Origin of the sequence: Serratia sp. TMDUHS_CL (assembly GCF_037137105.1) — a bacterium.
Classification (GTDB): Bacteria; Pseudomonadota; Gammaproteobacteria; order Enterobacterales; family Enterobacteriaceae; genus Serratia; species Serratia nevei.
Genome location: NZ_JBBBDV010000017.1, coordinates 14,635 through 29,325 on the forward strand (window position 1 = coordinate 14,635; position 14,691 = coordinate 29,325).

General features: G+C 59.9%; 14 protein-coding genes and 1 tRNA gene. 2 read left to right on the forward strand and 13 right to left on the reverse strand.

The features are described from left to right. Positions 1-43: 43 nt before the first annotated feature. The 7 genes from WCL58_RS23095 to xerD form a co-directional block, all read right to left on the reverse strand. Positions 44-1,258 carry a tyrosine-type recombinase/integrase gene (locus WCL58_RS23095; protein WP_130015853.1) on the reverse strand — a complete coding sequence of 405 codons (1,215 nt, stop codon included), beginning with the start codon at positions 1,256-1,258 and terminating at the stop codon, positions 44-46. A gap of 164 nt (positions 1,259-1,422) precedes the next feature. Beyond that, a tRNA-Gly gene (locus WCL58_RS23100) sits at positions 1,423-1,496 on the reverse strand. Positions 1,497-1,643: 147 nt separating this feature from the next. Further along, complete coding sequence (gene lysS / locus WCL58_RS23105; protein WP_033649459.1) at positions 1,644-3,161, reverse strand: lysine--tRNA ligase; 1,518 nt, start codon at positions 3,159-3,161, stop codon at positions 1,644-1,646. Between the two features lie 9 nt (positions 3,162-3,170). Beyond that, positions 3,171-4,269 (reverse strand): peptide chain release factor 2 gene (prfB, locus tag WCL58_RS23110; RefSeq protein ID WP_096242572.1). Its coding sequence is split into 2 segments (ribosomal slippage): positions 3,171-4,193 and positions 4,195-4,269, totalling 1,098 coding nucleotides; the frame shifts between segments, so codons are not numbered across the junction. Positions 4,270-4,435: 166 nt separating this feature from the next. After that, positions 4,436-6,169, reverse strand: coding sequence for a single-stranded-DNA-specific exonuclease RecJ (recJ, locus tag WCL58_RS23115; protein ID WP_336851643.1), 1,734 nt, complete (start codon positions 6,167-6,169; stop codon positions 4,436-4,438). A 6-nt stretch (positions 6,170-6,175) separates the two neighbouring features. Next, positions 6,176-6,892 carry a bifunctional protein-disulfide isomerase/oxidoreductase DsbC gene (dsbC, locus tag WCL58_RS23120; protein ID WP_038871236.1) on the reverse strand — a complete coding sequence of 239 codons (717 nt, stop codon included), beginning with the start codon at positions 6,890-6,892 and terminating at the stop codon, positions 6,176-6,178. A gap of 26 nt (positions 6,893-6,918) precedes the next feature. Continuing rightward, the gene (xerD, locus tag WCL58_RS23125; RefSeq protein WP_060441367.1) at positions 6,919-7,818 is read right to left on the reverse strand and encodes a site-specific tyrosine recombinase XerD; all 900 of its coding nucleotides are present in this window, start codon (positions 7,816-7,818) and stop codon (positions 6,919-6,921) included. A 106-nt stretch (positions 7,819-7,924) separates the two neighbouring features. Between xerD and fldB the strand changes: the two genes are divergently transcribed. Beyond that, positions 7,925-8,443 carry a flavodoxin FldB gene (gene fldB / locus WCL58_RS23130; protein WP_048324740.1) on the forward strand — a complete coding sequence of 173 codons (519 nt, stop codon included), beginning with the start codon at positions 7,925-7,927 and terminating at the stop codon, positions 8,441-8,443. 36 nt (positions 8,444-8,479) lie between these two features. On the opposite strand, the gene creD is transcribed toward fldB, so the two are convergent. From creD to sdhE, 5 genes are all read right to left on the reverse strand, one after another. Then, positions 8,480-9,844, reverse strand: a complete 1,365-nt coding sequence (gene creD / locus WCL58_RS23135; protein WP_070913821.1) for a cell envelope integrity protein CreD — start codon at positions 9,842-9,844, stop codon at positions 8,480-8,482. A gap of 80 nt (positions 9,845-9,924) precedes the next feature. Continuing rightward, positions 9,925-11,343 (reverse strand): two-component system sensor histidine kinase CreC, encoded by a 1,419-nt coding sequence (gene creC / locus WCL58_RS23140; RefSeq protein WP_336851644.1) that lies wholly within the window; start codon positions 11,341-11,343, stop codon positions 9,925-9,927. After that, positions 11,340-12,035 (reverse strand): two-component system response regulator CreB, encoded by a 696-nt coding sequence (creB, locus tag WCL58_RS23145; RefSeq protein ID WP_197813889.1) that lies wholly within the window; start codon positions 12,033-12,035, stop codon positions 11,340-11,342. The genes creC and creB overlap by 4 nt, the downstream gene beginning before the upstream one ends. Then, complete coding sequence (locus WCL58_RS23150) at positions 12,035-12,457, reverse strand: protein YgfX (RefSeq protein WP_060422869.1); 423 nt, start codon at positions 12,455-12,457, stop codon at positions 12,035-12,037. Before WCL58_RS23150 ends, creB begins: the two co-directional genes overlap by 1 nt. Then, complete coding sequence (gene sdhE, locus WCL58_RS23155) at positions 12,438-12,704, reverse strand: FAD assembly factor SdhE (protein ID WP_019455657.1); 267 nt, start codon at positions 12,702-12,704, stop codon at positions 12,438-12,440. Before sdhE ends, WCL58_RS23150 begins: the two co-directional genes overlap by 20 nt. Before the next feature lie 320 nt (positions 12,705-13,024). On the opposite strand from sdhE, the gene ygfZ reads away from it, so the two are divergent. Next, positions 13,025-14,017, forward strand: coding sequence for a tRNA-modifying protein YgfZ (gene ygfZ, locus WCL58_RS23160; RefSeq protein WP_049199219.1), 993 nt, complete (start codon positions 13,025-13,027; stop codon positions 14,015-14,017). 38 nt (positions 14,018-14,055) lie between these two features. Here the strand turns inward: ygfZ and WCL58_RS23165 are convergent, their stop codons facing one another. After that, positions 14,056-14,553, reverse strand: coding sequence for a DUF2165 family protein (locus WCL58_RS23165; protein WP_336851645.1), 498 nt, complete (start codon positions 14,551-14,553; stop codon positions 14,056-14,058). Positions 14,554-14,691: the final 138 nt, after the last annotated feature.

Consider the following 14,691-nt stretch of genomic DNA (forward strand, 5'->3'; position numbering starts at 1 on the left):
ACACAAGTCTACTGCGGTCTAATTGCACTGTCTATACATCCAGTCATGCGCGTTGCCCAAATGCTCCATGCACCACATTTCCCCCATGTTCAAGACTTTCCATGTAATCGGCATACCACTGAAGCATCTCCCGCCGGCCATCCAGATATTGGGCATGGTTATAGGTTCCACGAATACTATTCTTATCAACATGGGCCAACTGGGTTTCAATCCACGCAGTGTTATAGCCTTGTTCATGCAGGATGGTACTCATGGTGTGGCGGAAACCGTGGCCGGTTACACGCCCAGCGTATCCAATACGGCGAACCAGCACATTCATAGCCATTTCGCTTATTGGTTTGCTGTGGTGGATCCTACCCGGGAACACAAAGCTGTAATGACCTGTCAGCGGTTTTAGCTGTTCCAGAATGCTGATAGCCTGGTCAGATAGTGGCACGCAATGAGGGCGACGTTTCTTCATGCGTTCAGGTGGTACTTCCCAAAGCCGGTTATCAAAATCAAACTCCGACCATTCAGCCTTGCGCAGCTCTCCCGGCCTTGTCCCTGTGATAATAAGCAAGCGCATAGCCAGCTTAACGATCAGGCTGCCGGTGTATGTGTTAAAGGTGCGGAAAAAGTCGGGCAGCTCGGCAACTGACAAGAAGGCATAGTGTTCTTTTTTATGCGGTGAGAACGCGCTGGCAAGATCCGGAGCTGGGTTATATTCAGCCCTACCGGTGACGATGGCATATTTCCATACCTCCCCACACCGCTGGCGCACCTTGCGTAATTTCTCTGTTGCGCCGCGTTCATCCAGTTTAGAAAGCGTCCCCATAAGCTCCATTGGCTTTATTTCGGCAATTGGCCGATGGCCTATGTATGGGAAAACATCGCTCTCAAACGTTTTCATCATCTCTTCTGCGTAGGACTCTGACCAGCGATCGCGCCGCTTGCCGTACCATTCCCTCGCTATCCCCTCGAAGGTATTGCCAGTCACATCTTGCCGATCTCGTTTCTGCTGCTTCCTGGCTTCGCTGGGGTTAATGCCCGATGCCACCAGCTTTTTAGCCTCATCGCGCTTTTGCCTTGCGTCGGTTAGTGAAACTGTGGGGTATGTGCCGAGGGAAAGCATTTTTGGTTTACCGTCGAAGCGGTAGCGAAAGCGCCAGCCTTTGGAACCATTCGGCTCAATGAGTATAGAAAGCCCACCGCCATCACTGAGTGTATAGGGCTTGTCTTGCGGCTTAGAGCGCCGTAGCTCAAGGTCTGTGAGGGGCATTGTGTATAGCTCCGAGGTAAATCAAACGTCCTATACTCATTACTATACACATGGATGTATAGATTTGGGTAGATGTGTGTAGACGTTGAGATAACGAGTTTTTACCGAGAGGCTTGTGATTACTAGGTTTAGTGGGCTTTGGTAGACGTTGGGAGAAGTATGTTTGGAGCGGGTGAAGGGAATCGAACCCTCGTATGCAGCTTGGGAAGCTGCCGTTCTACCATTGAACTACACCCGCATCGGTGTGCGACAGGCATTATAACCGGTTATCGGCGGCGGGCAAGCAGAGATGGCGCGTAACTGTCGATGTTTTAAGCGGTTAAGTCCGGTGGGCGAAAAAAAACCGGCGCAGTTGCCTGCACCGGTGGTTTCACGCTAAACGGAATTATTTCTGTGGGCGCATCGCCGGGAACAGAATCACGTCGCGGATGGTATGGCTGTTGGTGAACAGCATCACCATACGGTCGATACCGATGCCCAGACCGGCGGTCGGCGGCAGGCCGTGCTCCAGCGCGGTGACGTAGTCTTCGTCGTAGAACATCGCTTCGTCGTCGCCGGCGTCTTTGGCGTTCACCTGATCGGCAAAGCGCTGAGCCTGGTCTTCGGCGTCGTTAAGCTCGGAGAAGCCGTTGCCGATTTCACGGCCGCCGATGAAGAACTCGAAGCGGTCGGTGATTTCCGGGTTCACGTCGTTGCGGCGCGCCAGCGGCGACACTTCAGCCGGGTACTCGGTGATGAAGGTCGGCTGAATCAGATGGCTTTCCGCCACTTCTTCGAAGATCTCGGTCACGACGCGGCCCAGACCCCAGCTCTTCTCAACCTTGATGCCGATGGATTCGGCGATGGCTACCGCTTTGCCCATGTCGGCCAGGTCAGCCAGATCGGTTTCCGGGCGGTATTTCTTGATCGCCTCGGTCATGGTCAGCTTCTCGAACGGCTTGCCGAAGTCGAACACTTCGTCACCGTACTGCACCTGAGAGGTGCCCAGCACTTTCTCGGTCAGGGTGCGGAACAGCGTCTCGGTCAGTTCGATCAGGTCTTTGTAATCCGCGTAAGCCATGTAGAGTTCCATCATGGTGAACTCTGGGTTGTGACGCGGAGAAACGCCTTCGTTACGGAAGTTGCGGTTGATTTCAAACACGCGCTCAAAGCCGCCGACCACCAGACGCTTCAGATACAGTTCCGGCGCGATGCGCAGGTACATGTCGATATCCAGCGCATTGTGGTGCGTGATGAACGGACGCGCGGACGCGCCGCCCGGGATCACCTGCATCATCGGGGTTTCGACTTCCATGAAGCCGCGTTCCACCATGAAGTTGCGGATAGCCGACATCACCTGAGAACGCACCTTGAAGGTGTTGCGCGATTCTTCGTTGGCGATCAGGTCCAGGTAACGCTGGCGGTAACGGGTTTCCTGATCCGCCAGGCCGTGGAATTTGTCCGGCAGCGGGCGCAGCGCTTTGGTCAGCAGACGCAGCTCGGTGCAGTGGATCGACAGTTCGCCGGTCTTGGTTTTGAACAGCTTGCCGCGTGCGCCGAGGATATCGCCCAGGTCCCACTTCTTGAACTGGTCGTTGTATACGCCTTCAGCCAGATCGTCGCGCGCGACGTACAGCTGAATGCGGCCACCCACGTCCTGCAGCGTGACGAAGGATGCCTTGCCCATAATACGGCGGGTCATCATGCGGCCGGCGACGGTCACTTCTACGCCCAGCGCTTCCAGCTCTTCGTTGTCTTTATCACCGTACGCGGCGTGCAGTTTGTCGGAGGTGGAGTCACGACGGAAGTCGTTCGGGAACGCAATGCCGTTCTCGCGCAGGCCGGCCAGTTTCTCGCGGCGGGACTGCAGTTCGTTATTGAGATCCAGCGCCTGATCGGCGCCCTGTACTTGTTGTTCAGACATTTCTATTCCTCATAACCCGGCTTTCAAACTTGCCTCAATGAATTTATCCAGGTCGCCATCCAGTACGGCCTGCGTGTTACGCGTTTCGACGTTGGTGCGCAAATCCTTGATGCGGGAGTCATCCAGCACGTAAGAACGGATTTGGCTGCCCCAGCCGATGTCTGACTTGTTGTCTTCCATCGTCTGCTTATCAGCATTTTTCTTTTGCATCTCAAACTCGTACAGCTTGGCTCGCAGCTGTTTAAACGCTTGATCCTTGTTCTTATGCTGAGAACGATCGTTCTGGCACTGCACCACGATGTTGGTTGGCAGGTGAGTAATACGTACGGCGGATTCGGTTTTGTTGACGTGCTGACCGCCCGCACCGGAGGCGCGGTACACGTCGATACGCAGATCCGCCGGGTTGATTTCGATATCGATATCGTCGTCGACTTCCGGGTAGATGAACACCGAGCTGAACGAGGTGTGGCGACGGCCGCCGGAGTCGAACGGGCTCTTGCGCACCAGGCGGTGAACGCCGGTTTCAGTGCGCAACCAGCCGAACGCGTAGTCACCGATGATCTTGATGGTGGCAGACTTCAGGCCCGCGACGTCGCCGTCGGACTCTTCGATCACTTCGGTCTTGAAGCCCTTGGCTTCAGCCCAGCGCAGGTACATGCGCAGCAGCATGCTTGCCCAGTCCTGCGCTTCGGTGCCGCCGGAACCGGCCTGGATATCCAGGTAGCAGTCGGCGCTGTCGTATTCGCCGGAGAACATGCGGCGGAATTCCAACTGATCCAGCTTGCTCATCAGTTGATCCAGCTCGGCGACCGCTTCGTTGAAGGTCTCTTCATCGTCGGCTTCCACCGCCAGTTCCAGCAGCCCGCCGACGTCTTCGCCGCCCTGCTCCAGCTGATCGATGGTTTCAACGATGGCTTCCAGCGCGGCGCGCTCTTTGCCGAGCGCCTGTGCGCGCTCCGGCTCGTTCCAAACGTCCGGCTGCTCCAGCTCGGCGTTGACCTCTTCTAGGCGTTCCTTCTTGGCATCATAGTCAAAGATACCCCCTAAGAACCGCAGTCCGCTCGGACAGGTCCTGAATTCGGTTTTTTACCGGGTTAATTTCAAACATGGTTTCGTTCTTTTACGTTGATGTCGTCGATGGCGGAATGCCATTGGAACCGCTAATTCTAACGGATCCGGGCGGCAGTTTATAGCGAGTTGGTCAGTTTTTGTGGCGATCGGGAAGGATGCAGGGGATTGGAGAGCCCAATCCCCGAATTGTGTTCAATTTCGCCTCAGCGCGGCCAAAGATGCTGGATCAGCAGCTGCACGTTGCGGTTGCCGCGAAACTCGTTGACGTCGAGCTTGTAGGCCAGTTCGACCTCGCGCACGCTGCTGTCTGGCCACAGCGTGGTGTCCACGTTGAACGCGATGCCGTCGAGCAGCGGGCCGCCGCCGAGCGGTTCCACCATCAGCTTCAGGTGTTTCTCGCCCACCAGCCGCTGCTGCAGGATGCGGAATTTGCCGTCAAAGGTCGGTTCCGGGAACGCCTGGCCCCACGGGCCGCCCTCGCGCAGCAGCTCCGCCGTCGTCAGCGACAGCTCCTGCATCGCCAGTTCGCCGTCGGACCAGATCACCCCTTCCAGCATCGCCGGATCGAGCCATTCTCCCACCAGCTCGCCGAAGCGCTGGCGGAACTCGTCGAACCTGGCCTCTTCCAGCGACAGCCCGGCCGCCATCGCGTGGCCGCCGAACTTCATCATCAGGCCGGGGTTCAGCATATCCAGCCGCTCCAGCGCGTCGCGCATGTGCAGGCCGGGCACCGACCGGCCGGAGCCTTTCAGGATGCCGTCACCCGCTGGCGCGAACGCGATCACCGGACGGTGGAAACGCTCTTTGATACGGGAAGCGAGGATACCCACCACGCCCTGGTGCCATTCCGGGTGATACATCGCCAGCCCGTAAGGCAGCTCGGTGCTGGTGCGCTCCAACTGGTCGCACAGCTGCAGGGCTTCCACCTGCATGCCCTGCTCAATCTCGCGTCGCGTCTGGTTCAGCGCGTCGAGATCGTTGGCCAGCATACGCGCCTGCGCGATGTCGTCGCTCAGCAGCAGCGCCACGCCGATCGACATGTCGTCCAGCCTGCCGGCGGCATTGAGACGCGGGCCGAGGGCGAAACCGAGATCGTTGGCCGCCAGCTGGCGGGCATCGCGGTTGGCTACCTCAAGCAGCGCGCGGATGCCCGGACGGCATTTGCCGGCGCGGATGCGGTTTAACCCCTGATACACCAGAATGCGGTTGTTGGCGTCCAGCGGCACCACGTCGGCCACGGTGCCGAGCGCCACCAGATCCAGCAGTTCCGCCAGATTGGGCATCGCCAGCGCGCGCTGCTCGAACCAGCCGCTGTCCCGCAGTCGGGCGCGCAGCGCCAGCATCAGGTAGAACGCGACGCCCACTCCGGCCAGCGATTTGGACGGGAAGGCGCAGCCGCGCAGGTTGGGATTGACGATCGCTTCAGCCGCCGGCAGGGTCTCGCCCGGCAGGTGGTGATCGGTCACCAGCACCTGCATGCCCTTGGCGTGCGCCACGTCGACGCCGGCGTGCGAGGAGATGCCGTTATCGACGGTGACGATCAGCTCCGCGCCGCGCGCCGCCGCCTGCTCCACGACTTCGGGGCTCAGGCCGTAGCCGTCTTCAAAGCGGTTCGGCACCAGGTAGTCGACGGTTGCGCCGCCCATGCTGCGCAGCGCCAGCACCGTCAGCGCGGTGCTGGTGGCGCCGTCGGCGTCGAAATCGCCCACCACCATGATGCGGCGACCGTCGGTCAGCGCCTGTTGCAGCAGGCTGACGGCGTCGTCGATGCCGTCCAGCTGTTGCCAGGGCAGCATGCCCTTGACGCCGCGCTCCAGCTCCTGCTCACCCTGCACGCCGCGCAGGGCGTAAAGCCGGCGCAGCAGCGGCGGCAAACTGGCGGACAGATGCGTGTCGTCCGCCGCCGGACGGCGGCGTAGTTGCGTTTTAATACTCACCGGCGATTAACCACCGGCTTTGGTGGCGGCCTGGTGCGCATCCAGCATGGCGGCCATTTCTTTTGGCCCCTGATAGCCCGGGATCATCATGCCGTTTTCCAGAATGATCGCCGGCGTGCCCTGAATGCCGAACTGCACGCCCAGCTCGTAATGCTTGCTGATGTCAGTTTTGCAGGTGGCCGGAGAGATGGCGTCGCCCTTCATGGCGGCGTCGAACGCCTTGGCCTTGTCGGCGGTACACCAGATAGACTTCATGTCTTTCTCAGCCTGGGAAGCCAGCCCCTGACGCGGGAACGCCAGATAACGCACGGTGATGCCCAGATCGTTGTACTCTTTCATCTGCTGGTGCAGCTTATGGCAGTAACCGCAGGTGATATCGGTGAACACGGTGATCACGTGTTTCTCTTTCGGCGCTTTGTAGACGATCATTTGATCTTTCAGCGCGTCCATCTTGCTGCTCAGCAGTTGGTTGGTCACGTTGACCGGCTCTTTGCCGCTGACGTCGAACAGCGGGCCCTGCAGGATGTGCTTGCCGTCTTCGGAGGCGTACAGCACGCCGCTGTCGGTCAGCACGGTTTTCAGGCCGTTAACCGGCGAAGGCTGCACGTCCGCCTGCTGGATGCCCAAGCTGGCGAGCGCTTTTTTGATCGCCGCATCATCGGCATGGGCGGCACCGGTCACCGAAGCCACCAGCAGAGAGAGCAGCATTAAACCTTTTTTCATTGTTCCAATCCTTTCGAACCCGCCGCTCAGGCGCGCGGGTGATGCTGTTGATGTAGCTGTTTCAGTCGTTCGGTCGCTACATGAGTATAAATTTGCGTGGTCGAGAGATCGCTGTGCCCTAACAACATCTGTACGACACGGAGATCGGCCCCATGGTTCAGCAAATGGGTGGCGAACGCGTGCCGCAACACGTGCGGCGACAGACGTTCGCTGTCGATGCCCGCAAGGATGGCATAGTGTTTGATGCGATGCCAGAACGTCTGTCGGGTCATTTGCTGGCAACGGGTACTGGGGAACAACACATCCAGCGTCTGGCCGTTGACCAGCCACGGACGGCCGTGTTCCAGATAATTTTCGATCCAGTAGACCGCCTCTTCGCCCAGCGGCACCAGCCGCTCCTTGTTGCCCTTGCCGATCACCCGCACTACGCCCTGGCGCAGGCTGACGTCGCTGATGCTCAGCCCCACCAGTTCGGAAACCCGCAGCCCGGTGGCGTACAACACTTCGAGCATCGCCTTGTCGCGCAGTTCCAGCGGTTGATCGACGCAGGGCGCCTGCAGCAGCGCATCGACCTGCGCCTCGCTCAGATCCTTCGGCAAACGCTGCGGCAGTTTGGGAGACGCCAGCTGCGCGGTGGGATCGTCGGCGCGCAGTTTTTCGCGATACAGGTACTGAAACAGGCGGCGCATGGCGCTCAGCAAACGCGCGGAGCTGGTGGCCTTGTAGCCGCCGTCCACCCGCTCGGCGAGAAAGGCCTGCAGATCCAACGCCTGCGCCTGCAGCAAGGCGGTGTTTTGATGGCCAAGCCAGGTGCCCAGGGCCTGCAAATCCAGCCGGTAGGAGGCCAGCGTATTTTCCGCCAGATTGCGCTCAAGCCACAGCGCATCCAGGAATTGTTCAATCAGCGCATTGTCTTGCTGTTGCACGCGGTCCTCTCTTTGTTGCATTTCCACCCGCGCCATTATGCCTTAAGCCGACGCAAATCAGGTATACTCGCTGCAATTCTCTAAACAGCAACGTAACGGTTTACACATGAAGATTGGTCTGTTTTACGGCTCCAGCACCTGCTACACCGAGATGGCGGCAGAAAAAATCCGTGAGATTCTGGGTGAAGACCTGGTCGACCTGCACAACCTGAAAGACGTCTCTCCCAAGCTGATGGAGGACTATTCCATTCTGATCCTCGGTATCCCGACCTGGGATTTCGGCGAACTGCAGGAAGACTGGGAAGCGATCTGGCCGCAGCTGCCGGCGCTGGACCTGAAAGGCAAGATCGTCGCCATGTACGGCATGGGCGATCAGCTCGGTTACGGTGAGTGGTTCCTCGACGCGCTGGGCATGCTGCACGATCAGATCGCGCCGCTGGGCGTACAGTTCATCGGCTTCTGGCCGACCGACGGCTTCGAGTTCACCAGCCCCAAACCGCTGAGCGCCGACGGCAAACACTTCGTTGGCCTGGCGCTCGATGAGGTCAACCAATACGATCTGAGCGAAGAGCGCCTGCAGCAATGGTGCGAGCAGATCCTGTTGGAGATGGAACCGCTGCTGTAGCCGCTGTCGGGCGCTGAACGCGCCCGATTTCCCCGCTTATTTCCACAGACGGAAGCGTGGCTCCTCTTCCCCGGCCGGCGTTTCCTTGGTCAACCGCGCCGGATCGGCTACCTGATACCAGTCCAGTTTGCGCGTCAACAGCATAATGCCCGCCAGAATGGCGAACAGCAGCCCTGCCCCCAGCACCAACGCATTGTCCTCCGACTGCAACAGCAAATAGAGCACGCCGTACAACAGCAATAGGCTCGCGGCGAACAGCGCACCGCGCAGCTTGCCGCGCAGTACGGCGCTCAGATAGAAGCCGATCAGACCGCTGCAGGCGATGCTGGCCGCCAGGTAAGCAAGAGCGAATCCCAGGTGTTCGGAGAAGGCCAGCAGAATCAGGTAGAACAACACCAGCGCCGCGCCGACCAGCAGGTACTGAATCGGGTGCACCCGCAGCCCGGTCAGGGTTTCGAACAGGAAAAACGCCATAAACGTCAGCCCGATAAACAGCAGCGCGTATTTGACCGCGCGCTCGGCCAGCTGATAGTGATCGACCGGTTCGACCAGGCTGGCGCTGAAGGCCGGCAGCTTGTCCTCATCGATAATGCTATCGTCGTAATGGAACGCACTGTTGATATTGTTGGCAAACCAGGTGCTGCGCCAGCGAGCGCTAAACCCTTGCTCCGTCACCTTGCGTTCATCCGGCAGGAAGTTGCCGAGGAAATTCGGGTGCGGCCAGTTGCTTTGCAGCTGCAATTCGCTGCTGCGCCCCAGCGGCACCAGCGACAGGCTGCTGGTGCCCGCCAGCGTCAGGGTGAAGTCGGCGTTCAGCCCCTCTTTTTGTTGCAGCGCCGCCAGCGTCAGCGGTGCGTGGATCCCCTGGCGCAACGATCCCACGCCGGTGCCCGGTTCAAACGCCACCGGCTGCGGTATTTCCAGAGGAGAAATGCTCTTGATGCCGCGAGAGTCGCTCAGCGCCACCAGCAGGAACGGCTGGCCGAGGGTCACGTTGGCACGTTGCAAATCCGCCAGTTCCGGCTGGCCGAAACGCACCTTGAAGTTCAGCGGCCCCTGGTAAACCTGCGTCTGATAAATGCCCAGTTTACGCACCTCTACTTTCGGCGCCCCCAGCACCTGAAGCGACTCCGGCAGCAAATAGCGGTAATGCTGCACCCGCTGCACTACCGTTTGTCCTTTCTCGTCTTTCTTCTCTTCTCGTTCGACGTAGGGAATGACAATCAACGGGCCGAGCACGCGCTGTGCCCCGCTGGTGCTTTCGCTTACCTGCCCGACCACGCTTTGCCGATAGCCGCTGCGTTCGTCGATCACGCTCATCAGTTGGGCGATGGGGATCAACATCACCACCATCAATCCCAGCAGCGTGGTTATTTTCCAGAAAAGTACCGATTTCATCATGCTCGCTCCTCATAGGTAATGAGGCCACGATAAAACCCGCAGGTGAAATCAGAATGTGGTTATGTGAAGGGAAGGTGAAGTCACAGCGATAACCTGAAAGTCGCTTCCACCCCGTGCGGCCGGCGGTTGCGTAGGTGAATGCCGCCATGATGCAGGCGGGCGACCTCCTGCACGAAGTTCAGCCCCAGCCCGCTGCTTTTCGGCCGTTCGGCGCGCGGCAGCGAATAAAAACGTTCGAACACCTTATCGAGCGCATAATCCGGAATGCCGCTGCCGTCATCGCAAACGCTGATGCAGTAGTGCTGTTCCCGCCGTTCGCCTCGTACGTTGACGCAACCGCCCGGCGGGGTAAAGTCGATCGCGTTGTCCAGCAGGTTGGTCAGCGCCTGGCTGATCAGCAACGCATCGCCGTTCAGCGTCACCTCTGCCAGCGCCTCCAATTGTAACCTGACGCCGCGCTGCGTCGCCTGCGCCTCTTTGCCCGCCACCGTCTGGCTGACCAGCGCCGCGATCGCGATGGGCGCGGTCTCCATGTCTGGCCGACTCTCCAGCCGCGCCTGCACCAGCAGTTTGTCCACCAGCTGCTGGATGCGTGCGCTTTGCTGCTCGATATTGGTGAGAAAACGCCGGGCGGTCTCCGGCGGCGGCAACTCTTGCAACAGCTCTGCCGCGCCCCTGATCGCCGCCAGCGGGCTTTTCAGCTCATGCGTCAGGGTATGTGCATACTGTTCGATATATGCTTTGCCTTCCAGCTTCAGTCGCATGCTCTCCAGCGCCTGCGCCAGCTGCGTCAGTTCCCGGCCGCCCACTTTGGGCAGCGGCGCGTTTTCTCCCTGCGCCACCCCGTCGGCATAGCGCACCAGCCGGCCTATCGAACGGGTGATCCACCAGACGAATACCGCCCCGATCAGCAGCGCGATCCCCAGCAGCAATGCGCCGGCCCACAGAATGCGCCGTTCGCTGCGTTTGATCACCGGCGCCATGGTGCTGTTGGGTTTGCCCACGGTGAGTACGCCGATAATACGCCCTTGTTCTATCACCGGCGCGGCCACATACATCACCGAACTGTTTTCATCCTGCGGGTCGCTGCGGGTACTGCGGGCGCCGTACTGGCCGCGCAGCGTCCGATAAACGTCATTCCAGCGCGAATAGTCCTGCCCCAGCGCGCGGCCGGCAGAATCGAAGATAACTCGCCCCTGGGCATCGGTAAGATAGACGTGGTATTCGCTGCGATCCTTGCGGATGCCGGAGATATTGGCGCCGATCGGGCGCTGGTTCAGCTGCGTAAACGCCTGCGCCAGTTGACCATGCGCCGCATCGCCGCGCTGCATGTCCTGACGGGCGATCTGCGCCAGCAGGTTAGCGGTGTCCACCAGCGTGCCTTCGGTAGCGCGCCGCACGCCGGGCTTCACTTCCTGGACGAAAATGCTCAACACGAAGTACCCGGCTACCGCCACGATCAGAAAATATCCCAGCAGCAGGCGCAGCCCAATTTTCATGGCTGGCGGCTCACGCTGTAGCCCAATCCGCGGTGGGTGTGGATGGGCGGCTCACCGGGTTCCACCGCACGCAGCTTGGCGCGCAGCGTTTTGATGTGGGTGTCGACGGTGCGATCCAGGCTTTCTTCCGCCTGCGCCCAAACGCTTTCCATCAGTTGCTGCCGCGAGAACACCCGTCCGGGCGCCAACAGCAGAGTCTTCAGCAGCAGGTATTCGTAACGGGTCAGCGGCAGCGGCCGCTGATGGTAGGAGATGGTGGCCGCGTCTTCGTCGAGCGTGAAAGCGCCGAAATGGTAGCGGGCGCTCTGTTGCAAGCGCTGCTGCTTATACAGGCGGCGCAAAATGGTGCGCACCCGTGCGCTAACCTCGCGAGGGGAGAACGGCTTGGCGACATAGTCGTCGGCGCCGATCTCCAGCCCGATCAGGCGATCTACTTCATCACTGCGGGCGGTAAGAAACAGAATCGGCAGATCGGCCGCCAGAGCCAGCAGGCGGCGACACAATTCAAAGCCGTTGATATCCGGCAAACCGACATCGAGGATAGCGAGCGCGGGCGCGCCTTGCGCCAGCGCCTGCAACGCCGGTTCCGCGCGTTCGAACCAGCGCACCTCGAAGCCTTCGCTCTCCAGCGTGTAAACCAGCGTATCGGCAATGCTGGGTTCATCCTCCACCAACCAGAGTACGGGTTTCATCAGGCCTCCTCGCCGTCACCCGCCGGCGGATACAGCAACAGCTGCCGCAGGTGGCGCCACTCCTCTTTGCTCATGCAGTCGGAAGCCAGCCACAACCGGCGGCGCTTTTTGCCCTCCGTCGGCTGCAGCGTCAGCAGCATGCCGTAACCCGGCATCCACGGTTTTTTCGCCAGCCGCCACTCGCGGCCGTGCCAGCTGAAGCGCCGGTCCGCCAGCAGCCGCAGCTCGCCCTGCACCGCGGCGATGCGCTTTTGGCTGCGAATGCACTGAAACACCACCAGCGTCAGCAACACCAGCCAGAGCGGGCCCAAGCCTTCCGGCCAGGGCGAAATCAGGATCAGCAGGATCAGAACGCCGTGGGTCAACAGGGAAAACAGCTGAGTGCGCCAGGAAATGCGGATATCACATCGCCACTGGGCCACGGTCTTTATTTCGCGTTTGGATCAGGGTCACCATTCTCTGCAGCTCGCTGTCCTGCGGCGCGCCATGATTCATCAGCCAGTTGAACAAATCGGGATCGTCGCACTCCAGCAGGCGGATGAACAACGCCTTGTCCGCGTCATTCAGGCTGTCGTATTCGTATTCGAAGAACGGCATGATGGAGATGTCCAGCTCGCGCATGCCACGGCGGCAAGCCCAGTGAATACGTGCTTTGTTGTTAATATCCATGTTGTTATGACTCACCTCTTTTCAGCGCGGCAGCACCAGCGCAGGGTTCAAATGACACACTGTATGGCAACGCCGTCGCAATATAATTCCATCAGCCGGGGATCTGTCTGCAAGGGTGCCCAGGCCGCAAGCCTATAGAGTAACAATTTGACATACACGCCGGGAAGGCGCTTTGCTGCGGAAAACGTAATAAAGCGCAAAATGCCAAAAAAAGCGCCCCCCGGCCCCACGGCGCGAATAACAGTTTGCAAAGCCCGCCGCCTCTTTTACCATGGGTTCAATACCCTTCAGGTAAGCTAAACGTTGAGCAGGAACTTACTATGGCGCATAACATTCCATTCCCACCCCGTCAGCCCTCCGCTTCCACCCATCTGCCCCTGACGCTGATCTCGCTGGAAGATTGGGCGCTGGTGACGCTGAACGGGCCGGACACGGTGAAGTATCTCCAGGGCCAGGTGACGGCGGACATCGACGCGCTGGCGGCCGATCGGCACGTGCTGTGCGCCCACTGCGACGCCAAAGGCAAAATGTGGAGCAACCTGCGCCTGTTCCACCGTGGCGAAGGCTTCGCCTATCTGGAACGCCGCAGCGTGCTGGACAGCCAGCTGGCTGAAATCAAAAAATACGCGGTGTTTTCCAAAGTCACCATCGCCGCCGATAACGATGCGGTGTTGCTGGGCGTCGCCGGTTTCCAGGCGCGCGCCGCGCTGGCGGGCCTGTTCGCCACGCTGCCGGACGCCGAACACCCGGTGGTGCAGGACGGCGAGACCACGATTCTGCACTTCAGTGCACCGGCGGAACGTTTTCTGCTGGTGACCCGCCCCGCCGTGGCCGAACAGCTGATTGGCAAACTGCATGATCAGGCGGAGCTGAATGACAGCGGCCAGTGGCTGGCGCTGGAGATCGAAGCCGGTTATCCGGTTATCGACGCCGCCAACAGTGCGCAGCTGATCCCGCAGGCCACCAACCTGCAGGCGCTGGAAGGCATCAGCTTCAGCAAGGGCTGCTATACCGGTCAGGAGATGGTGGCGCGCGCCAAATTCCGCGGTGCCAACAAGCGTGCGCTCTACTGGCTGGAAGGTAAGGCGGCCCGCGCCCCGCAGGCGGCAGAAGATCTGGAGCTGCAGCTGGGTGAAAACTGGCGCCGCACCGGCACCGTACTGGCGTCGAGCCAACTGGCCGACGGCACGCTGTGGGTACAGGTGGTGATGAACAACGATTTGGACGCCGACAGCAAGCTGCGGGTGCGCGACGATGCCGCCAGCCAGCTGGCGATCAAACCCTTGCCGTACTCGCTGGCCGAAGAGAAATAATCCATCGGCCGCAGGCGCCCCGCCTGCGGCCGTCTTCGTTACTCGTCCAACTCCCCGTCGCGCTGCACCAGATAGATCAGCACCAGGATGATGGTGACGAAGAAGCGAAACGCACTCGGTACGCCGTTCCACTGCTGCGACATCCACATGCCGAACCACTCGCCCCCAATCGACATAAAGCCGACCTGCCAAGTGAGGAAGCCCAGCGTCAGCCCCACTACCGCCAGTTTTTTCCGGCCGTTGAAGGTTTTAGCGGGCAGTTTCAGGCCGCACAGCAGGCGCAGGCCGCCGATCCAGCACAGCAGCGCGGTCAGGCTCTCCAGCGCGATGATGAAGATATAGCCGGCGTGATGCAGCCACGGCGTCTGTATCGAACGGTAGCCAATGGTGGCGTCGGGAAAAATGGTGTCCATCATAAAGACGTGGCGCACAAAGGCGAAGTTGGAGCCGTAATCGGTGATATTGCCGAAGGCCACCAGCGAAGCGAACAAAGCGATAGCGCAGACCAGCAGCGCTTTGGATAAGCGAACGATCATCGTGATGAGTCCTGAACAAAGTTAAGAGAAAGAGTATGCGGGCTCAGAAATGAAAGAACGGGCTTGCTGGATACCCGAAAGAAGCAAGCGCCTCTTTTTTAAAACAAAAGAGGCGCCTGTTCAATACGCATTCAGACG